The organism is Pseudodonghicola xiamenensis DSM 18339 (genome assembly GCF_000429365.1).
Classification (GTDB): Bacteria; Pseudomonadota; Alphaproteobacteria; order Rhodobacterales; family Rhodobacteraceae; genus Pseudodonghicola; species Pseudodonghicola xiamenensis.
Genome location: NZ_AUBS01000004.1, coordinates 179143 through 204644, shown reverse-complemented (window position 1 = coordinate 204644; position 25502 = coordinate 179143). Strand labels below are relative to the sequence as shown.

The following is a 25502-nucleotide window of genomic DNA, read 5'->3' as shown; positions in this document are numbered from 1 at the left end:
CTGGGACGTCCGCACGGGCCAAGGCATTCCAAGTCCCGTGCTATTAACAGGAAGGGACTTCAATGACTGAAGAGAAGAAAACCGCCACGCTGACTCTGGACGGCAATTCCTATGACCTGCCGCTCCTGTCACCGACGGTTGGCCCTGATGTGCTGGATATCCGCAAGCTTTATGGCCAAGCCGGTGTTTTCACCTACGATCCCGGCTATACCTCGACCGCAAGCTGCGACAGCACCATCACCTTCATCGACGGTGACAAGGGCGAGCTGCTGCATCGTGGCTATCCGATCGACCAACTGGCCAGCAAATCCCACTATCTCGAAGTATGTTTCCTGCTGCTCTACGGCGAACTGCCGACCGCGGCCGAGCTGGAGAAGTTCGAGAACACCATCACCCGCCATACGATGCTGCACGAACAGATGCAGTATTTCTTCCGGGGCTTCCGCCGCGACGCCCACCCGATGGCGACCATGGTGGGTGTGGTCGGTGCCATGTCGGCCTTCTATCACGATTCCACCGACATCTCGGACCCGCATCAGCGCGAGATCGCCTCGCATCGCCTGATCGCCAAGATGCCAACGATCGCGGCCTGGGCCTATAAGTATTCGATCGGCCAGCCCTTCGTCTATCCGCGCAACGATCTCGATTATGCGGCGAACTTCCTGCACATGTGCTTCTCGGTGCCGGCGGAACCCTATGAGGTCGACCCGATCCTGGCCCGTGCCATGGACCGCATCTTCACTCTGCATGCGGATCACGAACAGAACGCCTCGACCTCGACCGTGCGTCTGGCCTCCTCTTCGGGCGCCAACCCCTTCGCCTGTATCGCCGCCGGTATCGCCTGCCTCTGGGGCCCTGCCCACGGTGGCGCCAACCAGGCCTGCCTGGAGATGCTGAAGGAAATCGGCACCGTCGATCGCATCCCCGAGTTCATCGCACGCGCCAAGGACAAGAACGATCCGTTCCGTCTGATGGGCTTCGGCCACCGGGTCTACAAGAACTTCGACCCGCGCGCCAAGGTCATGAAGCAGTCGGCGGACGAAGTCCTGGATCTGCTGGGGATCGAGGACAACCCGATCCTGCAAGTTGCCAAGGAACTGGAAAAGCAGGCGCTGGAAGATCCGTATTTCGCCGATAAGAAGCTGTTCCCGAACGTGGATTTCTATTCGGGCATTATCCTCGAAGCGATGGGCTTCCCCACCTCGATGTTCACCCCGATCTTCGCGCTGTCGCGGACCGTGGGCTGGATCTCGCAATGGAAAGAGCAACTGGCCGATCCGCAAATGAAAATCGGTCGCCCGCGACAGCTCTATCTGGGTCACACCATGCGCGACTACGTGGATATCGAAAAGCGCTGAGCCAAGGCTTCGATTTCATAATAAAGACGCCCCGCGATATCGCGGGGCGTTTTGTTTTACCGGATCGCAAATGCGCCTTGTCCCGCTTGCTGGCCGCTCCGGACCGGCCGGAAGATGCCCCGCGCGCCCTTGGCCGTCTGGGGAAGGCGGCGCCCGATATCGGCGGATGCCAGGCCCCTGCCCGTCAAAGCTCAATGCGCGCCGGGCTTGGCGCCGGTCACAGCCCGCCAGAGCGGTGCGATCGCCCCGGTTATCACTGGCACCAGCACAAACCCAAGCGCCAGCCCCAATATGCCGTCAAGCGCCGCCTTGCTGGTCCATTCCATCGCGGCAACGGCCGCCTCGGGCACGACCGCCCCGGCGGCGAGCGCAACCTGGTGGATCAGCTCTTCAGGCAGATGCCAGCCCAGTTCCCCCAACCCATGGACGATGATCGACCCGCCGACCCAGAGCATTGCCGCCGTCCCCACGATACTGAGCCCGCGCATGAATCCCGGCATTCCCCGCACCAGCCCGCGCCCGAAGGCCCGGGTCACCGCCAGCCGCCCCCGGGCGGCCAGATGCAGCCCGACATCGTCGGCCTTCACGATCAGCGCCACCGCGCCATAGACCACCACGGTGATCCCGATCGCCACGATGGCCAGGGCCGCAGCCTCGACCAGCAGCCCGGCCTGCGGGATCTCGGACAGGGCGATGGTCATGATCTCGGCCGAAAGGATGAAATCGGTCTTGATCGCACCGGTGGCCTTCTGTTCCTCAAGATGGGCCGGATCGGCGGGCGGTTCCTGATCCCGCGTCGCCGCGCCATGCGGTCGGATCGCATGGAGGATTTTCTCCGCCCCCTCGAAACACAGGTATCCGCCGCCCAGCATCAGCAGCGGCGCGATCGCCCCCGGTGCAAAGCTCGACAGCAAAAGAGCGATCGGCAGCAGGAACACCAACTTGTTGCGGAACGATCCCTTGGTGATCCGCCAGATTATCGGCAGCTCTCGGCTGGCCTCGAAACCATGGACGTATTTCGGCGTGACTGCGGCATCGTCGATCACCGCGCCGGCGGCCTTGGCCCCCGCCTTGGAGGCATAGCCTGCAACATCGTCGACCGAGGCCGCCGCCACCTTGGCCAACCCGGCCACATCATCCAGCAATGCCAGAAGCCCACTCATCCCGATTTCCCGTTCTTGCCTGTTGTCCGGAAAGCCCAACTTAATGCCATTGCACCGCAAACGTTAGCGCCACCGTGGCGGAACACGGCCGATTTTGCGCTAACAGTCTCGAATTTCGGCTTATTCCCCCTTTTGGGCAAGCCCCGCGGCAGATATAGCACAGCCGAGAATTTTCAGTGGAGCTTATCATGACCATCAAAGTCGGGATCAACGGGTTCGGCCGTATCGGCCGTTGCACTCTGTCGCATATCGCAGCCTCGGGCCGCGACGATATCGAGGTGATCAAGGTGAATGCCACCGGCCCGCTGGACACGGCTGCTCATCTGATCAAATACGACAGCGTGCATGGCCGTTTCCCCGGCGAGGTCATCCTGGGCGATGGCACGATGGATCTGGGCCGCGGCCCGATGCAGATGTATTCCACCTATGACATGAACGAACTGGACTGGGACGGCTGCGATGTCGTGCTGGAATGCACCGGCAAGTTCAACGACGGTGAAAAGGCCAAAACCCACCTGGACCGCGGCGCCAAGAAGGTGCTGCTGTCGGCGCCCGGCAAGAATGTCGACAAGACCATCGTCTTCGGCGTCAATGACAGCGACCTGACGGCCGCCGACCTGATGGTGTCGAACGGCTCCTGCACCACCAACTGCCTGGCACCGCTGGCCAAGGTCCTGGACGAGAGTGTCGGCATCGAAAGCGGCATCATGACCACGATCCACGCCTATACCGGCGACCAGCCGACCTTGGACCGCCGCCACAAGGATCTCTATCGGGCCCGCGCTGCGGCGATGTCGATCATTCCCACCTCGACCGGCGCCGCCAAGGCCCTTGGCGAAGTGCTGCCGAACATGAAGGGCAAGCTCGACGGTTCCGCCCTGCGGGTGCCGGTGCCGAATGTCTCGGCCGTGGACCTGACCTTCCAGGCCGGCCGCGATGTGACCGCGGAAGAGATCAACGAGATCATGAAGGCCGCCGCCGAGGGCCCGATGAAGGGCGTGCTGGGCTATGAGCCTGCACCGCTGGTCTCGACCGATTTCAATCACAGCCCGGAAAGCTCGATCTTCGCGCCGGATCAGACCCGCGTGGTCGGTGGCCGCATGGTCCGCGTGCTGAGCTGGTACGATAACGAATGGGGGTTCTCGGTGCGCATGGCCGATGTCGCCGTTGCCATGGGCAAGCTGGGCTGAACCTCCCTCAAAGCCTCCCCTTGTACGAAAACACCCGGTCAGGCATATCTGACCGGGTGTTTCACTAGATGCAGGTCGCCATGACGGACAGGCTCGCCCTCATTCTCGGTCTGATCATCACCGCGGCGCTGATCGCGGATATCGCGTTCTTCGGCACCACACATGTGATCTTTCTGGGCAAGGAATTCTATGCGCTTCTGGAATGGATGGCCTTCTGGCGCTGAGCTGCGCCAGAATGAGAAAAGCGGCCCACCGAGGGCCGCTTGACGAATTCCCAGAGATAGAAACAGCGGATCAGCGCTTGCCCAGCCGCCGCTGCAGCGCCTCGTTCACCCGAGGGGTGACAAATTTCGACACATCACCGTCAAGCCGGGCGATTTCCTTCACCAGCTTAGACGCGATCGCCTGACGACGTGCATCTGCCATCAAAAAGACGGTCTCCACCGAGGCATCGAGCGCCCGGTTCATGCCGACCATCTGGAATTCATATTCGAAATCCGCCACCGCGCGCAGCCCGCGCACGATGAGCTGCGCCCCGACATCATGGGCACAGTCGATCAGCAGGTTTTCGAACGGGTGAACGACGATCTCCGTCCCGGTCTTTTCAGACAGAGCGGTACATTCGTATTCCACCATCTCGACACGCTCTTCCAAGGTGAAGAGCGGCCCCTTGTCCCGGTTGATTGCGACACCGATCACCAGCTTGTCCACCATCACCGAGGCACGGCTGATGATATCGATATGACCCAGGGTGATCGGGTCGAACGTCCCCGGATAGAGCGCTACGCGCATCGCGTCCTCCTGCCTGTTAGCTCTCTCAGCGCAAGCAACACGACGGCGCAACAATTTGCAAGGGGACTTGGGCCCTGCCGAAACAGAATTACCCGGCTCAATGCCCCATGATCATGCCTTCAAGGGCGTTTTTCTCCATCGCCAGCTCGCTAAGCTGCGCCTTGACCAGGTCACCGATGGTGACGATGCCCACCAGCGTACCCTCCTCGACCACCGGCATGTGGCGGAACCGGCCATCGGTCATGCGCTGCATCACCTCTTCGACGCTACACTGGCTGGTGCAGGTGACGATCTTACGGGTCATGTAGCTGCCGACATTGTTCACCAGGCAGCCACTGCCGACCTTGGCCAGTTCGCGCACGATATCGCGTTCCGACAGGATGCCCTGCACATGGATACCGTCATCCGACACCACGACGCCGCCGATATGATTTTCCGCCAGCAACTTAGCCGCCTCTGCCACGCTGGCGTCAGACCGGATGGTCACCACATCCGCGGAATCCTTGGACTTCAGGATGGTTTGAACGAGCATTTCCGGCGCCTCCTCTCGCTAGACGATGTCATGAGAAAAGCGTCGCCGAGGTGCGGCAATCTGTCAAGCCGGGGAATAATGACAGCTTTCATGACCTGTTTTGTCAAAAAGATCCGGCGATATCGCCGACCCGGTGCTCAGTCCGCCCCCTCCAACCGCATCACCTCGGCGCGGACCTCGTCGCACAGCAGCCGCGCGAAACGGCTCAGCCGGGCGCTGCGTTCCGCCCCCTGATGACGCACCAGATAAAAGGCGCGGTCCAGGCTGACCTGATCGCTCAGTACCCGCCGCAGCCCCGGATGGAACGGCAGACAAAAGGCATGCACGATGCTGAGCCCCGCCCCCAGTTCGGCCAGCCGCGCCTGTACCGGCACCGAATTTGACGCCAGCGCCACACGGTTGACCCCGAGATCAGAGAGATAATCGAGTTCCTCGTCAAAGATCATCTCGGGCACATAGCCGATCATCCGCGCAGTCTTCAGGTCGCCAATGTCCTGCGGGGCCGGATGATCCTTCAGCCACAATTCCGAGCCGACCAGAATCAGCTTGTAACCGGTGATCTTCTGCACCAGCAGCTGCCCGGCGGTGGGGGCGCTGACGGTGATCGCCATATCGGCCTCGCGACGCGACAGGTTCACCATCCGAGGCAAGGCCACGATCTGGATATCCAACTCGGGATGGGCCGCACCAATCCGGGCACAGACCTGCGGCAGCACGTAATTGGCGCAGCCGTCCGGCGCCCCGATCCGGACCTGGCCGCTCAGCCGATCGGCCGGCCCTTCCAGCGCATCGGCCACCGACCGCATCGCTGTTTCAACCGTCTCGCCATGGGTCAACAGACGTTCTCCGGCGGCGGTCAGCATATAGCCCTGCGGCGACTTCACGAAAAGCGCGGCCCCCAGGGCTTGTTCCAGCCGCGCGATACGGCGGCCCACCGTTGCCGGATCGAGCTTCAGCACCCGCCCGGCCCCTGACAGGCTTTCCTCGCGCGCGACGGCCAGAAAGACCTTCATATCGTCCCAATGCGGTTCCATGCAGCCCCTGCCTCTTGCGTTTTTGCAAAGCCTCTTTGACGTCTTGCCCCTGTTCAAGGGATTTTTGCAAGCCTATCCTGCGCCCAGTCTGATTTGGAGGAGAGGTCCCATGCAGGAACTCACACATTATATCAACGGCGCCCACGTCAAAGGCCAGTCCGGCCGGTTCGCCGATGTCTTCAACCCCGCCACCGGCGAAGTGCAGGCGAAACTGCCGCTTGCCAACGCCGAGGAACTGGCGCTGGCCGTTCAGATCGCCAGCGACGCACAAATCGGCTGGGCCGCGACCAACCCGCAGCGCCGCGCCCGGGTGCTGATGAAGTTCGTCGACCTGCTGAACCGCGACATGGACAAGCTGGCCGAGGCGCTGAGCCGCGAGCACGGCAAGACCATCCCCGACGCCAAGGGCGACGTGCAGCGCGGTCTGGAAGTCGTCGAATATTGCATCGGCGCGCCGCAGATGCTGAAGGGTGAATTCACCGATGGCGCCGGCCCCGGCATCGACATGTATTCCATGCGCCAGCCGCTGGGCGTCTCCGCCGGCATCACGCCGTTCAACTTCCCCGCCATGATCCCGATGTGGATGTTCGCCCCGGCCATCGCCTGTGGCAACGCCTTCATCCTGAAGCCGTCCGAGCGCGCCCCCTCGGTGCCGCTGATGCTGGTCGAACTGCTGGAAGAAGCCGGCCTGCCCAAAGGCGTGCTGCAAGTGGTCAACGGTGACAAGGAAGCCGTCGACGCGATCCTCGATCACCCGGTGATCCAGTCGGTGGGATTCGTCGGATCGACCCCGATCGCGGAATACATCTATGGCCGCGGCTGCTCCAACGGCAAGCGGGTGCAATGTTTCGGTGGCGCCAAGAACCATATGATCGTCATGCCCGACGCCGATATGGACCAGGCCGCCGATGCGCTGATCGGTGCCGGCTATGGCGCCGCCGGTGAACGCTGCATGGCGATCTCGGTTGCGGTGCCGGTTGGCGATGAAACCGCCGACCGTCTGATCGAAAAGCTGGTTCCGCGCATCGAGAAACTGAAGGTCGGCCCCTATACCGCCGGCAATGATGTCGATTACGGCCCCGTCGTCACCGCCGCCGCCAAGGAGAAGATCCTGGGCCTGATCAACTCGGGCGTGGAACAGGGCGCGGAACTGGTCGTCGACGGCCGCGACTTCCAGCTTCAGGGCTATGAAGACGGCTTCTTCGTCGGTCCGCACCTGTTCGACAAGGTGACCCCCGACATGGACATCTACAAGCAGGAGATCTTCGGCCCCGTGCTGTCGACCGTCCGCGCCGAGACCTATGAAGAGGCGCTGAAGCTGGCGATGGACCACGAGATGGGCAATGGCACCGCCATCTTCACCCGCGATGGTGACACCGCGCGTGACTTCGCCCACCGGATCAACATCGGCATGGTCGGCATCAACGTTCCGATCCCGGTGCCGCTGGCCTATCACACCTTCGGCGGCTGGAAGAAATCGGCCTTCGGTGACCTGAACCAGCACGGCCCCGACGCCTTCAAGTTCTACACCCGGACCAAGACGGTCACCTCGCGCTGGCCGTCGGGCCTGAAGGAAGGCGGCGAGTTCCACTTCAAGGCGATGGACTGATCCCAGACGATTGACCGAATGGTCAAAGCGTGATTTCAGAAAGGGCCGGTTTCCGCCGGCCCTTTCTCTGTCCGGGGTGTTCCATGTCACTCTCTTTCCGGCTCTTCCCCAATCGTGGCCTGGTCTATGTCCGTTACGAGGGGTTCGCGCGACTTGATGATACGCTGCAGGCCTTCGCCCGCTATGCCGCCGATCCCCGCACGCGTCCCGGGCAGAAACAGCTTGTCGATCTCGCCGCCGTCACCGGATACGAACAGGATTTCACCAAGCTGATGCAAATCCAGGCGCAGAAGGCGGATGTCTTCGCCGCCAATGGCGTGCAGACCCTGATGGTCTATTACGCCCCGACCCCGCTGGCCCGCGATTTCGCCAATCTGGCGCTGCGGTCCTGGAACAGCTTCGACGTAGTTGTGGCGCTGATCCAGAATGATGAAGCGCAATCTCTCGAGCTTCTGGGCCAACCCGAACGCAGTTTCAGCGATCTTTTGCAAAACGCCTAGCCCCCCCCCGGCATCGGCCCGTCTTGCATCGGCACCAAATGCTGCAGAGCCGAACACGGCTCCTAACAATGGCGTGAAAAGCCGGGCAAAGCCCGCCCTCCCCTCTGGCCTGCATCGTGGAAATTGAATACATCTTCCACGTACCGTGATTTTTTCCGAGGTTCGAGCATATGTCCAGTAACCGCATCACCCGACGCAGCGCCCTGCTGGGCGCCGCCGTGACCCTGGCGACGCCGGCGCTGCTGCGCGCGCAATCGACCGACGCCTTCCCGCAGAGCGAGGAGCCGATCAGGGACCAGTTTCCGGTGCGCCGGAATATCTCCGCGTTCCGCGAACAGCATTGGGAAGATCATTTCGACAGTCTCGGCGTCGGCTGTCTGCTGGCCGACATCGGCAGCCGCTGTGTGCATTATTGGGGCGGCGACGGCGAAACCTATCGCCTCTACCCCTCCTCCGTGCCGATGAGCGAGGAACTGACGCGGCGGGGCTATACCAAGGTCGTCCGCAAGGCAGAGAACCCGAGCTGGACCCCGACCCAGTCGATGCGTGAACGCGACCCATCGCTGCCGCTGCGCATGGATGGCGGTCCCGGCAACCCGCTGGGCACCCGCGCCATGTATCTGAGCTGGCCGGCCTATCTGGTTCACGGCACCCATGACACCCGCAAGATCGGCCGTCAGAGCTCGTCCGGGTGCATCGGGCTTTATAACCAACATGTGGAACAGCTTTACCCGCTGGTGCAGATCGGCACCCAGGTGCGGCTGCTGTAATCCCGATCACGGCAATCATGCAGGCATGCGCGGGCGGTCCATCGGGCCGCCCGTATTTCTTCCCGCTGCGTGCGAGGATGAACGCGCCTGCGGCGCGTGCCTCCGGCGGGGATATTTTCAACCAGAAAAAGACCGGGCGCGGTTTGCGAAAACCGCCGTCATGCACGGCTGCCGGCAGTTGAGAGCGTCGCGGCGCGCATCGACCTGCTTTCGGGGAGGCGCCTGCGGGTTCTATTGCCGCGCAGGACAGGGCGAAGGCGCGCATCCGCGCGCCCCGGGCCCTAGCGCTTGCGCATCCAGAAGCTTTGTGCCCGCCCCTCGGCCAGGAAGGGCAGCTCTGCCACCGCGTCGGGCCGTGCGCGTTGCAGGTAGTAGCCGGGCCAGAGGATATCGTAGCCGCCGCCCTGCAACAGCGCGTGCAGCAGATATTGCTCTCCCCAGCCGGGGCAATCGTAAAAGAACCGTTTGGGGTATTCGTAGGGCAGGAACACGTCGTGGACGTGGATCACCACCCCCGGCGCCAATTGCGGGAGAATCCGGCAAAAGAGATGCGCCACATCGTTGCTGACCCGCACCAGATGGCTCGAGTCGATAAACAGGATATCATCCGCCCCGAGCCCCGCGAAGATCGCAGGATCGGCGGTCTCGACCGGCGCCTGCTCGAAGCGGTCGATGACACCGGCGATATCGGCGCGCGGCCAGGGGTCGATCGCCGTCAGTTCGGTTTTGAGCCCGCCGTCGATGATCGCCTGCCGGGTGATCCGGGTGGAATTGCCGCAGCCGACCTCGACCACCCGTTTGGGCGCGAAGCGGCGGATCATCAGATAGAGCGCCTCGGCATCCGGGCGGTCGAAATAGCCGTTGCCGGCACGATAACCAGTTGCCGTTCCCCCGGGCGCCATCAGATTGGCAAGAGCAGCCTTGTGGCTCTGGTAGGCCTTGGCCTGGGCCGCGATATCGAAGCCCTCCATGCCCGGTGACAGAGCATAGGCCGGACGATCCAATCCGCCGCGCGCCTCGAAAGCGCGCAGCCGCGCCTGCTCTTGCTCCTGTTCACCCAGGACGCGCGCCAGCCGCCGGCGCCGGGCCGGATCGAGACCGTCGATCAATGTGGTCAGATCGGGGGGGATGGGCTTGGCCATGCTCGGGCACTCCGTCGTGTTGCGGGCTGGTTGCGGAGGCTTCCATAGCCCCGCGAGCCCTGCCCCTGCAACCACCGATCACCGCTGCAGGTGGCCTTTTCTCTTGGCAGAGCCGGCCTGTCGGGGTTCACTGGTTTCCGGCAAAGAGGGAGTCCCGGATGCAGACGGCCTTCACCCTTGGCATAGAAGAGGAATATCTTCTGGTCGACCGCGACACGCTGGATCTGGCGGAAGCGCCGGAGGCGCTGATGCGGGCCTGTCAGGCGGATATGGAGGGTCAGGTCAGCCCGGAGTTCCTGCAATGCCAGATCGAGGTCGGTACCCGCGTCTGCCAGAACATCGCCGAGGCGCGCGAGGATCTGAAGCGGCTGCGCTCGGTTGTGGCACGACGCGCCGCCGAACATAATATGGCGCCACTGGCGGCGAGCTGTCATCCTTTCGCCGATTGGAAAGCACAGCATCATACCCGCAAGCAGCGTTATGACAGCCTGCGCGACGCGTTGGGCGGCGTCGCCCGTCGGATGCTGATCTGCGGCATGCATGTGCATGTGGGCATCGCGAATCCGGCACTGCGCATTGCGCTGATGCCGCAGCTCAGTTTCTTTCTGCCGCATCTGCTGGCGCTTTCGGTGTCTTCCCCATTCTGGCAGGGGGAAGATACCGGCCTCTCCTCCTATCGTCTCACCGTCTTCGACAACCTGCCCCGCACCGGGCTACCGCCGCGGTTCTCCAGCTGGGCAGAATATGAGGCCACCACCGGTGCGTTGATCGAACTGGGGCTGATCGAGGATACCACCAAGATCTGGTGGGACCTGCGCCCCTCGCACCGCTTCCCGACGCTGGAGACCCGGATCATGGATGTCTGCCCGCGGCTGGAGGACGCGCTGGCGATCGCCGCGCTGACCCAGGCGCTGGTGCGCATGCTGATGCGGCTTAGGTCGCGCAATCTGGGCTGGCGCGAATTCGACCGTTTCCTGATCGCCGAAAATCGCTGGCGGGCACAGCGCTATGGCGGCGTGGAGGGGCTTATAGACTTCGGCGAACGGCGGATCAAACCGATGGCGCAGATGATCGAGGAACTGACCGGCCTGCTGGCCGAGGATGCCGATGCGCTGGGGACCCATGCCGAACTGGCCCACCTGCGGCACCTGGCCGAGGGTGACACCAGTGCCAGCCGGCAACGTCGCGTCCACGCCGAGGCCGAGGCGCGCGGCGAGGATCCCAGGCACGCCGTGGTGCGCCATCTGATCGAAGAGTTCGAGGTGGATCTGTGAGGGGGCCGGACCCGGAAGCCAAGAAAATTCGAATTTTCCTGGCAAAATTCTTCACAAGAATTTTGCGGGATGCAGCCCTCGGCAGAGATAGAAGACCGTATTTGCGCAAAGCCGATTTGCGACAATGAGACTTGAAGCTGCGATCCTGCAAAGGCTAGGAATAAAACGATTGTTCAATTCACACGACCGAGGGGAGGCGTAGGGTGGATTTTGCACTGAGCGAGGAACAGAGCGCGATTTTCGACATGGCCCAGGCTTTCGGGCAGGAGAAAATCGCCCCCCATGCCCGCGACTGGGAAGCCGCAGGCACCATTCCGAAAGACCTTTGGCCCGAGGTGGGAGAGCTGGGCTTTGGCGGGCTCTATGTTTCCGAAGCCTCCGGCGGCGCCGGGCTCAGCCGGCTGGACGCGACTCTGGTGTTCGAGGCGCTTTCCATGGCCTGCCCCTCGGTCGCGGCCTTCCTGTCGATCCACAACATGTGCGCCAAGATGATTGACAGTTTCGGCAGCGACGATTTGAAGGCGCGCGTGCTGGCGGATGCCATCAGCATGAAGACGGTGCTGTCCTACTGCCTGACCGAACCGGGATCGGGATCGGATGCCGCCGCGCTGAAGACCCGGGCCGAGAAGACCAATGCCGGTTATGTACTGAATGGCACCAAGGCCTTCATCTCGGGCGGCGGCTATTCGGATGCCTATGTCTGCATGGTGCGCACCGGTGGTGACGGGCCCAAGGGGGTGTCGGCGCTTTATGTCGAGGACGGCGCCCCCGGGCTGAGTTTCGGCGGGCTCGAGGACAAGATGGGCTGGCGCGCCCAACCCACCGCGCAGGTGCAGTTCGACGATTGCCAGGTGGCGGCCGAGAACCTGATCGGCACCGAGGGTGACGGCTTCAAATACGCCATGGCCGGACTTGACGGTGGCCGGCTGAATATCTCGGCCTGTTCGCTGGGTGCGGCGCAGACGGCGCTGACCCAGACTCTGCAATATATGTCCGAACGCAAGGCCTTCGGCCAGTCGATCGACCAATTTCAGGCGCTGCAATTCCGGCTGGCGGATATGGAGATCGAGCTGCAGGCGGCACGCACCTTCCTGCGCCAGGCGGCCTGGAAGCTGGACCAGGGCGCACCCGATGCCACCAAGTTCTGCGCCATGGCAAAGAAATTCGTGACCGAAGCGGGATCGAAGGTGGTCGACCAATGCCTGCAACTGCATGGCGGCTATGGCTATCTGGCCGATTACGGGATCGAGAAGCTTGTCCGCGACCTGCGGGTGCACCAAATCCTTGAAGGCACCAATGAAATCATGCGCGTGATCGTGGCGCGCCACCTGTTGGCCAACCGCTGAAAGGCCCGACCATGACCGACGATATCGACATCCGCGTCACCGGCCGCGCCGGTCGCATCACCTTTACCCGCCCGCAGGCGCTGAATGCGCTCAGCTATGACATGTGCCTGGCGATCGAGGCCGTGATGCGGCAATGGGCCGATGATGACGAGGTGGCCCTGGTAGTCATCGACGCCATGGGTGACAAGGCATTCTGCGCCGGAGGCGATGTGGCCGAGCTTTATCGCACCGGCATCACCGGCGATTACTCCTATGCCCGCACCTTCTGGCGCGACGAATATCGGCTGAACGCCTGTATCGCCGATTACCCCAAGCCCGTGGTCAGCATGATGCAGGGTTTCACCATGGGCGGCGGCGTCGGCATCGGCTGCCACGGCAGCCACCGGGTAGTCTGCGAGACCAGCCAGATGGCCATGCCCGAGGCCGGGATCGGCCTGATCCCCGATGTCGGCGGCACTTATCTTTTGTCCCGCGCACCGGGGCGCGTCGGCGAATACCTTGGGCTGACTGCGGCGCGGATGGGTCCGGGCGACGCGATCTTCGCGGGCTTTGCCGACCATTACGTTCCCCGCGACCGCTGGGCCGACCTGATTGAACTTCTGGAAGCCTCCGGCGACACCGCCCCGATCGCAGAACTGGCCGAGACCGCCCCTGATGCGGCCCTCGCCGCCCATCTTGACGAGATCGACAGGCTTTTCGCCGGTGATAGCCTAGAAGCAGTGCGCGCCAGCCTGGAAGCGGCGGACGGCGATTTCGCCGCCACCGCCCTGAATGCGGTGCGCCGCAACTCGCCCCTGTCGATGGCCTGCACGCTGGAGATGCTGGCGCGCCTACGCAGCGAACAGGCGACGATCCGTCAGGCGCTGGAACTGGAATATCGCTTTACCTGGCGGTCGCAACCGGAAAGCGATTTCCTGGAAGGCGTCCGGGCGCAGCTGATCGACAAGGACCGCAATCCGCAATGGCGTAACGCCGATGGCCCCCTGCCCGACACGGCAGTGCGTCACATGCTGGCCCCGCTGGGCGAAGACACTCTGACATTCGAAGGGGAGGAAAGACTGATGAAGATCGGATTTATCGGGCTCGGTAACATGGGCGGGCCGATGGCGGCCAATCTGGCCAAGGCCGGGCATGAGGTGACGGGCTTCGACATGGCGCCGGTTGAGATCGCCGGCGTGACCATGGCCGACTCCGCTGCCGAAGCGGCAACAGGCGCCGATGTGGTGATCACCATGCTGCCCAATGGCCAGATTCTGCGGTCGGTCGCGGCCGAGATCATCCCGGCCATGAGCAAGGGCGCAACCTTCGTGGATTGTTCGACCGTCGATGTGGACAGCGCCCGCGCCGTCGCCGAAGAGGCCGAGGCAGCGGGCCTTCTGGCAGTCGATGCGCCGGTCTCGGGCGGCACCGGCGGCGCCACTGCCGGTACGCTGACCTTCATGGCTGGCGGTTCGGATCAGGCCTTTGCGGTTGCCAAGCCGCTGTTTGACATCATGGGGCAGAAGGCGGTGCATTGTGGCACGGCCGGCGCCGGTCAGGCCGCCAAGATCTGCAACAACATGATCCTCGGCGTCACCATGATCGCCACCTGCGAGGCCTTCGCGCTGGCCGACAAGCTGGGGCTCGACCGGCAGAAGATGTTCGATGTGGTCTCGACCTCCTCCGGCTATAGCTGGACGATGAACGCCTATTGCCCGGCCCCAGGTGTCGGCCCGCAAAGCCCGGCGGACAATGACTATAAACCCGGGTTCGCCTCGGAGCTGATGCTGAAGGACCTGCGGCTCAGCCAACAGGCCGCAGAAAGCGCCGATGCCGACACCCCGATGGGCGCACTGGCGCAACAGCTTTACGCCCAATTCGTCGAGAGCGAGGACGGCAAGGGCATGGATTTCAGCGCCATGCTGCCCCGGTTCGAAAAACGCCATCGCGGCTGATCGCGACAGACAGAGACCGCCGGTACAGGCCTACCGGCGGCCTTTCGCCCAAAACACCCCGAGTTTCGCGCGAAACCCGGCGGCAGACCGCCGGCGCCCCTCCCTCCCCGTCCTTTCCCCTTGGCAGATCACCGCAACAACGCCAGATCCGGGGCAGCTAACGGAGGTACAGCCATGCGCAAGACAATCCTGCTCTCCCCGATCCTGGCCGCCGCCCTGCTGGCACTGGCCCCGCTGAGCGCCGCAGCCGGCGGTGGCAAAGGTTGCCCGCCGGGGCTGGCGAAAAAGCAGAATGGCTGCCTGCCACCGGGCCAGGCACAAAAGGTCTATGGCCGGGGTGATGTCATCGGCGGCGATTATATCGTGATCGGCAATCCCGGGCGCTATGGGCTCGATCCCAACGAGAGCTATTACCGAGTGGGCGATTACATCTATCGTGTCGACCCCGATACCAGAAAGGTGCTGAATCTGATCGGTGCCGTGGCAGCGATACTGAACTGAGCCGCGCCTTCCGTCGCGAGCTTTTGAAACGAAAACACAGAGCGTCCTGCGGATCCGGCTCGGGAAGAGCATCCGCAGGGCGCCGAGTTTGCATCCGATCCCATCTGTTGCAGGATCAGCGGCAGTTTCAAGCGGAGTGCCCCAGGCCCACATGCCGTCAGCGGACCGAACCCTCTGAATAACGCCCCGCGTTTCGAGCCGGGGCAGTAACGCGTCGCCACCGGCGACAGCCGTCGTTTTCGCGCGTGTGCGAACAGTCAAGACAACCAGAGATCCGCAAATGACAAACGCCTTCGAAAGCCCCTTCCGCGGCGTGACGCTGGACGCGCAGGTCACCAACCCGAACATCATTGTCGGACGGTTCAGCTACTATTCCGGCTATTATCATGGCCACAGCTTCGATGACTGCGCCCGATACCTCTTGCCGGACGAAGGCGTTGACCGCCTCCTGATCGGCAGCTTCTGTTCCATCGGATCGGGCGCGGCCTTCATCATGGCAGGCAACCAGGGACACCGGAACGACTGGATCAGCACGTTTCCCTTCTACTGGATGCCAGAGGTGCCGGCATTCGAAGAGGCCGCAAATGGCTTTCTGCCGACTGGTGACACCGTGATCGGCAATGACGTGTGGATCGGCGCCGAGGCGATCATCATGCCCGGCGTGAAAATCGGCGATGGGGCGGTGATCGGCACGCGCGCCCTGGTCACCCGCGATGTGGCCCCCTACGCCATCGTCGGAGGCAATCCGGCCAGAACCATCCGCAGACGGTTTGAGGACAGGATCGTCGACCTGCTGCTTGAAATGAGATGGTGGGATTGGTCCGATGACCAGTTGCGAACGGCAATGCCGGTGCTGACCAGTGGCGATGTCGAAAAGCTCTATGATCATTGGCGCGATCATATCCGTACGACGTGATCGGAAAGCTCTCGCTCTGCGCGGCAGAGGCATGCGCCTCAGCCGAGGCGCGGCAAGCGGCATCGCCTCGGCAGGTTGTGATCCTCCGGGCCAGCAAGGAAATCCCCGCCCCCTGCGGGTTTCCCCCTTGTTCTAAGGAGGTTTTCACCGTTCGGGGGGGAAGGATTTTCCCCCACCACCAAGGTGCGGTCGCCCCGATCCGGAGAATTTTCCGAACTCTTCGCCGCCGCAACGGCTGGTCTTCACGCTTCATTAAGCCATCCGCGCTGATATCCAGGGAGTGCATTAGCGTAACGGAGCCAGTCCAATGTTTACCCATAACATGAGCACCATCGACCGCATCGGTCGCATCCTTCTGGGGATCGCCCTGTTGATCTGCTATCAGGTCTTTTCCCCGGCACGCGGCAGCGAATTCTTTCTGCTGGGCCTTTTGCCGATGGCGACCGGACTGATCGGCCATTGCCCACTTTACAGCCTACTGAAGCTGAACACCCGCAAGACCGAATAGCGCCTAACGCAGCAGCGCAGTGATACGATCTTCGGCCGCACGGGCGATGCGGGCGCCTTCGTCGATGGCATGAGCGGCACGATAGAACTCCAGCGTCGACATGTCGGTCAGCTGCGCCGACAACGCCAGATCGGCCGGATCGGCGGCCTCGCGCGTCTTGCGCAGATATTCCGTCATCACGTCGATCGAGGCAGAGACCACATCGAAATAATCCGGCGCCGCCGCCGCCTTGTTCCGTTCGGGCAACATGCGGCGCAGCGGGTCGGGAATCTTGTCCAACAGCTCCGGCGCGCTGAGCGCGGTCCAGAGCCGGCCTTCGGACGGCTCCCACAACGGCCCGCCGCCCTTGTCGTTCGGGTTGACCGACAGGATCCGCCCCGCCCCCAGCGCGCGGGCGGCGGAAACCGGCACCGGGTTGATCAGCCCACCGTCGAGCAACCAGCGCCCCTCGACCCGGTGCGGCCGCAGGATCGCCGGCAGAGAAATCGACGCGCGCACCGCATCGGCCAGAGATCCCTGGCGCAGCCAGACCTCGCGACCAGCCGCCATATCGGTGGCGACCGCAGCATAGGGCACCTGCAAATCCTCGATCCGCTCCGGCAGGCCAAGATCGGAGAGCAGCCCCATGATCGCACCGCCCCGCATCAGCCCGCTGCGATCGAACCGCAGGTCGATCATTCCCATGAAACCGGCGGTGGTCAGCCCCCGCGCCCAATCCTCAAGCGCATCGAGCCGCCCGGCTGCCCAGGCGGCACCGATCAGCGCCCCCATCGAACAGCCGGCCACCATCGCCGGCCGGGCCCCCAGGCGCTCGAGCTCGCGCAGCACGCCGATATGGCACCAGCCACGGGCCCCGCCCGACCCCAGCGCCAGGCCAAGGGGCTGCGGATGGCTCATTCGGCGGCCACCCGCTTGGCATCGAGCAGCGGTTTCAGATAGCGCCCGGTATGGCTGCGCGAATTGGCGGCCACCTCCTCCGGCGTACCTTCGGCCACGATGGTACCGCCGCCATCGCCGCCCTCGGGCCCGATGTCGATGATATGATCAGCGGTCTTGATCACGTCGAGGTTATGTTCGATCACCACCACCGAATTGCCCTGATCGACCAGTTCGTGCAGCACTTCGAGCAGTTTCTTCACATCTTCGAAATGCAGCCCCGTGGTCGGTTCATCGAGGATATAGAGGGTCCGGCCCGTGGACCGGCGGCTCAGCTCCTTCGACAGCTTGACGCGCTGCGCCTCGCCGCCCGACAGGGTGGTCGCCTGCTGGCCCACCTTGATATAGCCCAGCCCCACCCGCATCAGCGCATCCATCTTCTCACGGATCGAGGGCACCGCCTTGAAGAACTCCTGCGCCTCCTCGACCGTCATGTCGAGAACGTCGGCAATGCTCTTGCCCTTGAAGGTGACTTCCAGCGTCTCGCGGTTATAGCGCTTGCCCTTGCAGGTCTCGCATTCGACATAGACGTCGGGCAGGAAATGCATCTCGATCTTGATCACCCCGTCGCCCTGGCAGGCTTCGCACCGCCCACCCTTGACGTTGAAGCTGAACCGCCCGGGTTTGTAGCCGCGCGCCTTGGCCTCGGGCAGACCGGCGAACCAGTCGCGGATCGGGGTGAAGGCGCCAGTATAGGTGGCCGGGTTCGACCTGGGCGTGCGTCCGATCGGGCGCTGGTCAATGTCGATCACCTTGTCGAGCAGCTCCAGCCCCTTGATCGTTTCGCAGGGCGCCGGCGTCTGACGGGCACCGTTCAGCCGCATCGAGGCCGTCTTGAACAGGGTCTCAAGCGTCAGGGTCGACTTGCCGCCCCCCGATACGCCAGTGACGCAGACGAACTGCCCCAGCGGGAAATCGACGGTGACGTTCTTGAGATTGTTGCCGCTGGCCTTGACCACGGTGATCGCCTTGCCATTGCCCTTGCGCCGTTCGGCGGGCACCGAGATTTCGCGCGCGCCGGAAAGATACTGTCCGGTGAGCGAGGCGGGATCCGCAGAGATCTCTTCTGGCGTGCCATGGGCGACCACCTTGCCGCCATGCACCCCGGCCCCCGGGCCGATGTCAAAGACGTAATCCGATTGCCGGATCATATCCTCGTCATGCTCCACCACGATCACCGTATTGCCCTGATCGCGCAGGTTCTTCAGCGTCTCGATCAGCCGGTCGTTGTCGCGCTGGTGCAGCCCGATCGAGGGTTCGTCCAGCACATAGAGCACCCCGGTCAGACCCGAACCGATCTGGCTGGCCAGCCGGATCCGCTGGCTTTCCCCGCCCGAGAGCGTGCCTGCATTGCGGCTGAGCGTCAGGTAATCAAGGCCGACGTTGTTCAGGAACCCCAGCCTCTCGCGGATTTCCTTGAGGATGGCGCGGGCGATCTCGTTCTTCTGCTTGCTCAGGCTCTCCGGCACGGTGTCGATCCAGGCATGCGCCTGCTTGATCGACATCTCGACGACCTGACCGACATGCAGCCCGCCGATCTTGACCGCCAACGCCTCGGGTTTCAGGCGATACCCGCCGCAACTGTGGCAGGGACGATTGTTCTGATAGCGTTCGAATTCCTCGCGAATCCAGTTGGAATCCGTCTCGCGATAGCGGCGCTCCATGTTCGGGATCACCCCTTCGAACACTCGGGAAACCTGATAGACCCGACCGCCCTCGTCATAGCGGAACTGGATTTCCTCATCGCCGGAGCCATAGAGAAAGACCTTCTGCACCTTCTTCGGCAGGTCCTTCCAGCGGGCGTTCTTGTCGAAACCGTAATGTTTGGCGATGGCCTCGATGGTCTGCAGGAAATAGGGCGACTTGCCCTTGCGCCAGGGTGCCAGCGCACCATCTGCGATCTTCAGCGCCTGATCGGGCACCACCAGCCGTTCGTCGAAGAACAGCTCCACCCCCAGCCCGTCGCAATCGGGACAGGCCCCATAGGGCGCGTTGAACGAGAACAGCCGCGGCTCGATCTCGGGGATGGTGAAGCCTGAGACCGGGCAGGCGAAGTTTTCGGAAAAGGTGATGCGCTCCACCTCCCCTTCGCCTTCGCGTGGCGCGGTTTCCAGAACGGCGATCCCGTCGGCCAGGTCCAGCGCGGTGCGGAAACTGTCGGCCAGCCGGGTTTCCATCCCCTCGCGCACCACGATACGGTCGACAACCACGTCGATGTCATGGCGGAATTTCTTGTCGAGCGTCGGCGGTTCGTCCAGATCGTAGAACTCACCATCCACCTTGACCCGCTGGAACCCCTGTTTCCTGAGCTCAAGGAATTCCTTCCTATATTCGCCCTTGCGGTCGCGAACGATCGGCGCCAGCAGATAGCCGCGGGTGCCGGCCTCAAGTGCCATGACGCGGTCGACCATGTCCTGCACCTGCTGCGCCTCGATCGGCAGACCGGTGGCAGGGCTATAGGGCGTACCGGCGCGGGCGAACAGCAGCCGCATGTAATCGTAGATCTCGGTCACCGTGCCGACGGTCGAACGCGGGTTCTTGCTGGTGGTCTTCTGTTCGATGGAAATCGCCGGAGACAGACCACTGATGTGATCCACATCCGGCTTTTCCATCATGTCGAGAAACTGCCGCGCATAGGCGCTGAGGCTTTCGACATAGCGCCGCTGCCCCTCTGCATAGATGGTATCGAAGGCGAGCGAGGATTTCCCCGAGCCCGACAGGCCGGTGATCACCACCAGCTCGTCGCGCGGAATATCCACGTCGATCCCCTTCAGATTGTGCTCGCGCGCACCGCGCACCTCGATGTTCTTCAGCTCGGCCATGACATCCCCGCAAAACCTGCCCCAGAGATAGGCGAGCATGGCCGAGTCTCCAACCCAAAAGAGCGAACGGAAAGAGAACAAGCTGCGTTTTGCCGCCGCAGCACGTTGTATTCGAAATATGGAATGTTATATCGCGGGCACCGGCCGGACCGGCCCGGAGACTCAGAAAAGGCAAAGACGATGTTTTTCAGAAAGACGCGTACCCCCGGCATGACCCCCGCCGAGGCCGTGGCAGGCGCCAAGACCGGCAATGTGATCGTGATCGACGTTCGCGACCAGGGTGAGGTCGCGCTGAGCGGCAAGGCAAAGGGGGCACTGCATCTGCCGTTGATGCGCCTGCAGGATCTGGCCGACCCGCGCCACCCCGATTTCTGCGGCAAGCTCACCCCTGATTGCAAGATTGCCTGCTATTGCGCCAGCGGCGGCCGGTCCGGTCGCGCGGTGCAAATCCTCGAACGCCTGGGTTATAGCAATGTCAGCAATATCGGCGGGCTGGGCCACTGGGTCCGCGCCGGTGGCCAGGTCGAACGCATCTGATCGGAAGCGGCGCTGGTGGGGAAAGGCCCCCGCCAGTTCCCCCTGATGTCACATCGAGATTGATTTTCGCCGTCCCCGGCGCTCTAATTGCCTCCTATATTCAAGATTTTTTCAGGACGGATCAGCGCGGTTTCGCGCGGATTTTTTAGAGGACAAGATTGATGCGACGCATTTCAGCCGCCGCGCTGGCCCTGGGGCCGGCGCTGGCCTTTGCCCCCCTCGCGCAGGCCGATTCCCCCGCTTCGACCATTCTTGTGCTGGACGGATCGGGCTCCATGTGGGGCCAGATCGACGGCACGCCCAAGATCGTCATCGCCAAGGAGGTGGTGGCCGATCTGCTCGCCTCCCTGCCCGAGGACCAACCGCTGGGGCTGGCCGTCTATGGCCACCGGCGCAAGGGCGATTGCACTGATATCGAAACCCTCGTCACGCCTGCCCCCGGCACCCGCACCCGGATCGCCGAGGCGGTCCAGGGCATCACCCCCAAGGGCAAGACCCCGATGCTCGACGCGGTGAAACAGGCCGCCGAGGCGCTGCGCTATACCGAGCAGAAGGCGGTGGTGATCCTGGTCTCCGACGGGGTGGAGACCTGCGACGCCGATCCCTGCACCACGGCGCAGGCGCTGGAACAGGCGGGCGTCGATTTCACCGCCCATGTGGTGGGCTTCGATGTCGACGACCCGAACGCGCTGGCGCAGATGCAATGCCTGGCGAAAGAGACCGGCGGCAGTTTCCGCACCGCCGGCAACGCAGCCGAGCTGGCCTCGGCCCTGCAACAGATCGCCAGCGCCGAGCCCCCGGCCCCACCCGCGCCGCCATCGCCCGCCCTGCCCGGGCGGATCACCTTTGCGGCGCATGAAACCTTTGGCGAGGTAACCCGCGACCCCGGCGTGGTCTGGGAAATCTTCGCCGCCGACGGGCAGCAGGTGATGGACGCCACCCAGATCGCCACCGGCGCGGCAGAGCTGCCGCCCGGGGAGTATGTCGTCCGCGCCCTGCGGCTGAGCGACGAGGCGGTGGAAGAGCGCCGCGTGAACCTGCGCGCCGGCACCGTCGTGCCGGTCGAGATCCCCTTTACCGCGCCGCTGCCCAAGGCCAGCCTGATCGCCCCCGCCAGCGGCCCCGCCGGAGGCATGGTGCCGGTGGACTGGACCGGCCCGGATGCCGGCATGGATTACATCGACACCGCACTGCCGGGGGCGGAGAGTGGCGCCTATGTCACCTATGATTACACCCAGAAGGGCAGCCCGCTGCAATTGCGCCTGCCGGCAGAGCCGGGCGACTATGTCATCCGCTATATCCTGGCGGAGGGCATGCAGGTGCTGGCAGAAACCCCGATCACCGTGACCGAACGCACCTTTTCGGTCGAGGGGCCGGCGATGGCCCCGGTCGGCAGCCTGCAACAGATCACCTGGACCGGTGGCGGCTTTGCCGAGGATTTCCTGACCGTGGCGGCCCCGGGGGGCGATGGCAACGCCCATGTCACCTATGCCTATGTCCGCGACGGCAACCCGCTGCCGCTGCGGATGCCGCTGAAACCGGGGGAGTATGAGATCCGCTATATCGTCGGCCAGGACAGCTCGATCGCCGCGCGGCAGGTGGTGACGGTGACCGATATCGCCGCCAGCCTGACCGCCGCAGCCACCGCACCGGTCAGCGGCACCCTGCCAGTCGCCTTCGAGGGGCCAGCCTATGACACCGACTACATCGCCTTCGTCACCCCGGGCGACGGGCCGCTCGGCTATGTCACCTATGCCTATACCTCGGCCGGCAGCCCGGTCGACGTGCCGGTCCCCGACCGGCCCGGCACTTACGAGCTGCGCTATGTCTCGACCGTGGCGGGCGAACGTGTCTTCGCGACGCAAAGCGTGACGGTGGAATAAGGACGGTGGAATAAGAAAGACCCCGCCCGGGTTCTCTCCGGTCGGGGTCCTTCAACGATTGTTGCGGAATCAGAAGTGGATCGCACGACCGTAGGCGTCGAGCACCGATTCATGCATCATCTCGCTCAGCGTCGGATGCGGGAAGACGGTGTTCATCAGCTCGGCTTCGGTGGTTTCAAGCGTGCGACCGATGACATAGCCCTGGATCAGCTCGGTCACCTCGGCCCCCACCATATGGGCGCCCAACAGCTCGCCTGTCTTGGCATCGAAAACGGTCTTGATCATCCCCTCGGGTTCGCCGAGCGCGATGGCCTTGCCGTTACCGATGAAGGGGAAGCGGCCGACCTTGATATCATAGCCCAGCTCTTTCGCCTTGGCCTCGGTATAGCCGACGCTGGCCACCTGCGGCTGACAATAGGTGCAGCCGGCGATGCTTTCGGGCCGCACGGGATGCGGTTTCTGGCCAGCGATCAGTTCGGCCACCATGACGCCCTCATGGCTGGCCTTATGCGCCAACCAGGGTGCGCCGGCGATATCGCCGATGGCAAAGAGCCCCTCGATGCCGGTGCGGCAGTATTCATCGACCACCACATGGGTGCGGTCGAGTTTGACGCCGAGCGCCTCGAGCCCCAGGCCTTCGACATTGCCGACGATGCCCACGGCGGAAATCACCGTGTCGAACTCCATCTTCTCGACCTTGCCGCCGGTCTCGATATGCGCGGTCACCTTGCCGGCGGCGCGATCCAGTTGCTTGACCATGGATTTCTCCATGATCTTCATGCCCTGCTTGACGAATTGCTTCTTGGCGAAGGCGCTGATTTCCGCGTCTTCCACCGGAAGCACCCGATCCATCACCTCGACCACCGTGGTATCGGCGCCGAGCGTGTTGAAGAAGCTGGCGAATTCGATGCCGATGGCGCCCGATCCGATCACCAGAAGTTTCTTCGGCATCCGCGGCGGGTTCAGCGCGTGCTTGTAGGTCCAGACCAGATCACCGTCGGCCTCAAGCCCTGGCAGGGTGCGCGCCCGGGCCCCGGTGGCGAGGATGATATTCTTCGCCTCAAGCTCTTCGCTGCCCTTCTCGGTCTTGACGCTGACCTTGCCCTTGGCCGGCAGCGTGGCCTCGCCCATGATGACGGTGACCTTGTTCTTCTTCAGCAGATGGCCGACGCCGCCCGACAGCTGCTTGGCCACCCCGCGCGAACGTTTCACCACAGCGTCAATGTCATAGCCGATCTTGTCGGCGGACAGGCCGAATTCCTTGGCCCGCTCCATCAGATGGAACACCTCGGCCGAGCGCAGCAGCGCCTTGGTGGGAATGCAGCCCCAGTTCAGGCAGATGCCGCCCAGATGTTCGCGTTCGACCACAGCCACCTTCAGCCCGAGCTGAGCCCCGCGGATCGCGGCGACATAGCCGCCCGGACCGGCCCCGATGACAATCAGATCAAAAGTTTTTGCGGCCATGGTAACCCCCCGGGCGCAGTTGCGTTCCAAAACTAGTTTAACATTAAACTACCAATTCCGCCTCCGCAACCGCCGCGCGCATCGGAAATCGCGCCCCGGCAAAACTGGCAACAGCGGCCAGGGTTGTCGACCCGGTCCTCCGTTTTCTCTTCCCTGCGGCGCCGGCATCTGAAACCATTCCAACAGCGTGGTCGGGCCGGATCGCCCGGCACGGACCATCTTTAGTCACATAGTAAGAGTACGAGAAATTCATGGCCAAAGTCGTTAAAGACCTGCTGCTTGCCCTACTGAACGCGACGCTGATCCTGGCGGCGATCTGCTTGTTCCTGTTCTGGCGGGTTACGAACACAACCCAGGCCGTGATCGAGGATTTCACCGCCAGCCAGCAGATCGTGGCACCGCTTCGCGCCGATCTGCAAGGCCTCACCGCAGAGCTCGAAGACATGCGCGCCACGCTGGCCCGGCTGGAATGGGACAACGGCGCCGCAGCGCCTGCCGTGCTCGCCTCAATGACCGGCCGCCTCGACACTCTCGATGCCCGGATGGAGGCGGCGCAGACTCGCCTGACCAGATTGGCCAACCTGCCTGGCGAGATGATGGACCGCGCCATCGCCACCGGGGTCGATCGGGTCATGACCCGGGCCACCGAACTGCGCGGCTGCGTGATGCCCTCCCGCGAAGAGGGCTGATCCCACTCAGCCCGATGAGGCGTCCTGCAAGTCCCTGAGGGTCGCACCATAGCCCCCCGCGTCCAGAAAGCTCTGCTCGTCCCGGGTCACGCCCCGCCCCAGCACGTCGTTGCGATAGGGGAACCGCCCGAACCGGCGGATCACCTCACGATGAGCGCGGGCATGGGTCAGGTTGCCCTCCCCCGAAGAGGGCATGCGCTCCAGCATCAACCGGACACAGCGGTCCTGATCGGTGATGCATTCAGAATGCATCAGCGGCAGATAAAAGAATTGCCGCGCCGGTTCGTCGATCTTCATGTCCCAGCCCTTGGCGATCGCCGCCTTGGCCGCGGTGATCGCCGCCCGGTCGCTGGCGAAGGACCGGGGATCGCCGCGAAACATGTTCCGTGGGAATTGATCGGTCAGGATGATATAGGCCAGCGCCCCGTCGGGACAGGTCAGCCAGAGCGAGAATTTTCCCTGCTGCGCATCCTCCCAGGCGGGCAGGAAACGGCTGCGGATCGCATCATCCAGGGCGGTCTCCTGGATATACCATTTCGCGGGCCCAACCTCGTCAAGCCAGAATTCCAGAACCTCCTCGGGGCTAACCATCGGTCTTCCTC

The 25502-nt window shown here is 63.4% G+C and carries 24 protein-coding genes and 1 pseudogene; 16 read left to right on the top strand and 9 right to left on the bottom strand.

What is annotated here, in order from left to right; translation table 11 throughout:
* The first annotated feature begins 62 nt into the window (after positions 1-62).
* Positions 63-1358, top strand: a complete 1296-nt coding sequence (gene gltA / locus G455_RS0107310) for a citrate synthase (RefSeq protein ID WP_028093096.1) — start codon at positions 63-65, stop codon at positions 1356-1358.
* 191 nt (positions 1359-1549) lie between these two features.
* On the opposite strand, the gene G455_RS0107305 is transcribed toward gltA, so the two are convergent.
* Positions 1550-2521, bottom strand: coding sequence for a DUF808 domain-containing protein (locus G455_RS0107305; RefSeq protein WP_028093095.1), 972 nt, complete (start codon positions 2519-2521; stop codon positions 1550-1552).
* A 188-nt stretch (positions 2522-2709) separates the two neighbouring features.
* Between G455_RS0107305 and gap the strand changes: the two genes are divergently transcribed.
* Entirely contained in the window at positions 2710-3711 is a 1002-nt protein-coding gene (gene gap, locus G455_RS0107300) for a type I glyceraldehyde-3-phosphate dehydrogenase (protein WP_028093094.1), read from the top strand.
* 80 nt (positions 3712-3791) lie between these two features.
* Complete coding sequence (locus G455_RS26670; RefSeq protein ID WP_028093093.1) at positions 3792-3935, top strand: hypothetical protein; 144 nt, start codon at positions 3792-3794, stop codon at positions 3933-3935.
* Between the two features lie 70 nt (positions 3936-4005).
* Here G455_RS26670 and coaD read toward each other — a convergent pair whose 3' ends face one another.
* The 3 genes from coaD to G455_RS0107280 form a co-directional block, all read right to left on the bottom strand.
* On the bottom strand, positions 4006-4503 hold the full coding sequence (gene coaD / locus G455_RS0107290) for a pantetheine-phosphate adenylyltransferase (RefSeq protein WP_028093092.1): 498 nt from the start codon (positions 4501-4503) through the stop codon (positions 4006-4008).
* Between the two features lie 97 nt (positions 4504-4600).
* Positions 4601-5035, bottom strand: a complete 435-nt coding sequence (locus G455_RS0107285) for a CBS domain-containing protein (RefSeq protein ID WP_028093091.1) — start codon at positions 5033-5035, stop codon at positions 4601-4603.
* Between the two features lie 137 nt (positions 5036-5172).
* Positions 5173-6069 (bottom strand): LysR family transcriptional regulator, encoded by an 897-nt coding sequence (locus tag G455_RS0107280; protein WP_028093090.1) that lies wholly within the window; start codon positions 6067-6069, stop codon positions 5173-5175.
* Between the two features lie 109 nt (positions 6070-6178).
* Between G455_RS0107280 and G455_RS0107275 the strand changes: the two genes are divergently transcribed.
* From G455_RS0107275 to G455_RS0107265, 3 genes are all read left to right on the top strand, one after another.
* Complete coding sequence (locus tag G455_RS0107275; protein ID WP_028093089.1) at positions 6179-7678, top strand: CoA-acylating methylmalonate-semialdehyde dehydrogenase; 1500 nt, start codon at positions 6179-6181, stop codon at positions 7676-7678.
* Positions 7679-7761: 83 nt separating this feature from the next.
* Positions 7762-8178 carry a hypothetical protein gene (locus tag G455_RS0107270; RefSeq protein WP_028093088.1) on the top strand — a complete coding sequence of 139 codons (417 nt, stop codon included), beginning with the start codon at positions 7762-7764 and terminating at the stop codon, positions 8176-8178.
* A 170-nt stretch (positions 8179-8348) separates the two neighbouring features.
* A complete protein-coding gene (locus tag G455_RS0107265) occupies positions 8349-8948 on the top strand; it encodes a L,D-transpeptidase (RefSeq protein WP_028093087.1) in 600 nt (199 codons plus the stop codon).
* Positions 8949-9229: 281 nt separating this feature from the next.
* Here G455_RS0107265 and G455_RS0107260 read toward each other — a convergent pair whose 3' ends face one another.
* Entirely contained in the window at positions 9230-10090 is an 861-nt protein-coding gene (locus G455_RS0107260; protein WP_084437020.1) for a class I SAM-dependent methyltransferase, read from the bottom strand.
* A 158-nt stretch (positions 10091-10248) separates the two neighbouring features.
* On the opposite strand from G455_RS0107260, the gene G455_RS0107255 reads away from it, so the two are divergent.
* The 7 genes and pseudogenes from G455_RS0107255 (at position 10249) to G455_RS0107230 (ending at position 16569) form a co-directional block, all read left to right on the top strand.
* Complete coding sequence (locus G455_RS0107255) at positions 10249-11364, top strand: carboxylate-amine ligase (RefSeq protein ID WP_028093085.1); 1116 nt, start codon at positions 10249-10251, stop codon at positions 11362-11364.
* A gap of 203 nt (positions 11365-11567) precedes the next feature.
* Entirely contained in the window at positions 11568-12710 is a 1143-nt protein-coding gene (locus G455_RS0107250; RefSeq protein ID WP_028093084.1) for an acyl-CoA dehydrogenase family protein, read from the top strand.
* Positions 12711-12721: 11 nt separating this feature from the next.
* Positions 12722-13729, top strand: a pseudogene (locus G455_RS27160) (enoyl-CoA hydratase/isomerase family protein); the annotation flags it as partial.
* Positions 13730-13771: 42 nt separating this feature from the next.
* Positions 13772-14644, top strand: a complete 873-nt coding sequence (gene mmsB, locus G455_RS27155; RefSeq protein ID WP_028093083.1) for a 3-hydroxyisobutyrate dehydrogenase — start codon at positions 13772-13774, stop codon at positions 14642-14644.
* 174 nt (positions 14645-14818) lie between these two features.
* A complete protein-coding gene (locus G455_RS0107240; protein WP_028093082.1) occupies positions 14819-15145 on the top strand; it encodes a hypothetical protein in 327 nt (108 codons plus the stop codon).
* A 280-nt stretch (positions 15146-15425) separates the two neighbouring features.
* Positions 15426-16061, top strand: coding sequence for a type B chloramphenicol O-acetyltransferase (gene catB, locus G455_RS0107235; protein ID WP_028093081.1), 636 nt, complete (start codon positions 15426-15428; stop codon positions 16059-16061).
* Between the two features lie 307 nt (positions 16062-16368).
* Positions 16369-16569, top strand: a complete 201-nt coding sequence (locus tag G455_RS0107230) for a YgaP family membrane protein (RefSeq protein ID WP_028093080.1) — start codon at positions 16369-16371, stop codon at positions 16567-16569.
* 3 nt (positions 16570-16572) lie between these two features.
* On the opposite strand, the gene G455_RS0107225 is transcribed toward G455_RS0107230, so the two are convergent.
* Positions 16573-17466: a patatin-like phospholipase family protein gene (locus G455_RS0107225; protein ID WP_028093079.1), complete on the bottom strand. Its 894-nt coding sequence runs from the start codon at positions 17464-17466 to the stop codon at positions 16573-16575.
* The gene (uvrA, locus tag G455_RS0107220) at positions 17463-20327 is read right to left on the bottom strand and encodes an excinuclease ABC subunit UvrA (RefSeq protein ID WP_028093078.1); all 2865 of its coding nucleotides are present in this window, start codon (positions 20325-20327) and stop codon (positions 17463-17465) included. Before uvrA ends, G455_RS0107225 begins: the two co-directional genes overlap by 4 nt.
* Before the next feature lie 180 nt (positions 20328-20507).
* Between uvrA and G455_RS0107215 the strand changes: the two genes are divergently transcribed.
* Positions 20508-20864, top strand: a complete 357-nt coding sequence (locus G455_RS0107215; RefSeq protein ID WP_028093077.1) for a rhodanese-like domain-containing protein — start codon at positions 20508-20510, stop codon at positions 20862-20864.
* 161 nt (positions 20865-21025) lie between these two features.
* A complete protein-coding gene (locus tag G455_RS23580; protein ID WP_051312254.1) occupies positions 21026-22747 on the top strand; it encodes a vWA domain-containing protein in 1722 nt (573 codons plus the stop codon).
* A gap of 69 nt (positions 22748-22816) precedes the next feature.
* Here the strand turns inward: G455_RS23580 and lpdA are convergent, their stop codons facing one another.
* Entirely contained in the window at positions 22817-24211 is a 1395-nt protein-coding gene (gene lpdA, locus G455_RS0107205; RefSeq protein WP_028093076.1) for a dihydrolipoyl dehydrogenase, read from the bottom strand.
* A 251-nt stretch (positions 24212-24462) separates the two neighbouring features.
* On the opposite strand from lpdA, the gene G455_RS0107200 reads away from it, so the two are divergent.
* Positions 24463-24900, top strand: coding sequence for a hypothetical protein (locus G455_RS0107200; RefSeq protein ID WP_028093075.1), 438 nt, complete (start codon positions 24463-24465; stop codon positions 24898-24900).
* 6 nt (positions 24901-24906) lie between these two features.
* On the opposite strand, the gene G455_RS0107195 is transcribed toward G455_RS0107200, so the two are convergent.
* Complete coding sequence (locus tag G455_RS0107195) at positions 24907-25491, bottom strand: DUF924 family protein (RefSeq protein WP_028093074.1); 585 nt, start codon at positions 25489-25491, stop codon at positions 24907-24909.
* Positions 25492-25502 lie beyond the last annotated feature (11 nt).

Bases quoted from the DNA above. Each gene is read 5' to 3' on its own strand.
- G455_RS0107240 (WP_028093082.1), top strand. From the start codon at position 14,819: ATGCGCAAGACAATCCTGCTCTCCCCGATCCTGGCCGCCGCCCTGCTG.
- G455_RS0107275 (WP_028093089.1), top strand. From the start codon at position 6,179: ATGCAGGAACTCACACATTATATCAACGGCGCCCACGTCAAAGGCCAG.
- G455_RS23580 (WP_051312254.1), top strand. From the start codon at position 21,026: ATGCGACGCATTTCAGCCGCCGCGCTGGCCCTGGGGCCGGCGCTGGCC.
- G455_RS0107200 (WP_028093075.1), top strand. From the start codon at position 24,463: ATGGCCAAAGTCGTTAAAGACCTGCTGCTTGCCCTACTGAACGCGACG.
- coaD (WP_028093092.1), bottom strand. From the start codon at position 4,503: ATGCGCGTAGCGCTCTATCCGGGGACGTTCGACCCGATCACCCTGGGT.
- G455_RS0107270 (WP_028093088.1), top strand. From the start codon at position 7,762: ATGTCACTCTCTTTCCGGCTCTTCCCCAATCGTGGCCTGGTCTATGTC.
- uvrA (WP_028093078.1), bottom strand. From the start codon at position 20,327: ATGGCCGAGCTGAAGAACATCGAGGTGCGCGGTGCGCGCGAGCACAAT.
- G455_RS0107255 (WP_028093085.1), top strand. From the start codon at position 10,249: ATGCAGACGGCCTTCACCCTTGGCATAGAAGAGGAATATCTTCTGGTC.
- G455_RS0107225 (WP_028093079.1), bottom strand. From the start codon at position 17,466: ATGAGCCATCCGCAGCCCCTTGGCCTGGCGCTGGGGTCGGGCGGGGCC.
- G455_RS0107230 (WP_028093080.1), top strand. From the start codon at position 16,369: ATGTTTACCCATAACATGAGCACCATCGACCGCATCGGTCGCATCCTT.
- G455_RS0107195 (WP_028093074.1), bottom strand. From the start codon at position 25,491: ATGGTTAGCCCCGAGGAGGTTCTGGAATTCTGGCTTGACGAGGTTGGG.
- gltA (WP_028093096.1), top strand. From the start codon at position 63: ATGACTGAAGAGAAGAAAACCGCCACGCTGACTCTGGACGGCAATTCC.
- G455_RS0107260 (WP_084437020.1), bottom strand. From the start codon at position 10,090: ATGGCCAAGCCCATCCCCCCCGATCTGACCACATTGATCGACGGTCTC.
- G455_RS0107215 (WP_028093077.1), top strand. From the start codon at position 20,508: ATGTTTTTCAGAAAGACGCGTACCCCCGGCATGACCCCCGCCGAGGCC.
- G455_RS0107305 (WP_028093095.1), bottom strand. From the start codon at position 2,521: ATGAGTGGGCTTCTGGCATTGCTGGATGATGTGGCCGGGTTGGCCAAG.
- catB (WP_028093081.1), top strand. From the start codon at position 15,426: ATGACAAACGCCTTCGAAAGCCCCTTCCGCGGCGTGACGCTGGACGCG.
- G455_RS0107280 (WP_028093090.1), bottom strand. From the start codon at position 6,069: ATGGAACCGCATTGGGACGATATGAAGGTCTTTCTGGCCGTCGCGCGC.
- G455_RS0107265 (WP_028093087.1), top strand. From the start codon at position 8,349: ATGTCCAGTAACCGCATCACCCGACGCAGCGCCCTGCTGGGCGCCGCC.
- gap (WP_028093094.1), top strand. From the start codon at position 2,710: ATGACCATCAAAGTCGGGATCAACGGGTTCGGCCGTATCGGCCGTTGC.
- mmsB (WP_028093083.1), top strand. From the start codon at position 13,772: ATGAAGATCGGATTTATCGGGCTCGGTAACATGGGCGGGCCGATGGCG.
- G455_RS0107285 (WP_028093091.1), bottom strand. From the start codon at position 5,035: ATGCTCGTTCAAACCATCCTGAAGTCCAAGGATTCCGCGGATGTGGTG.
- lpdA (WP_028093076.1), bottom strand. From the start codon at position 24,211: ATGGCCGCAAAAACTTTTGATCTGATTGTCATCGGGGCCGGTCCGGGC.
- G455_RS26670 (WP_028093093.1), top strand. From the start codon at position 3,792: ATGACGGACAGGCTCGCCCTCATTCTCGGTCTGATCATCACCGCGGCG.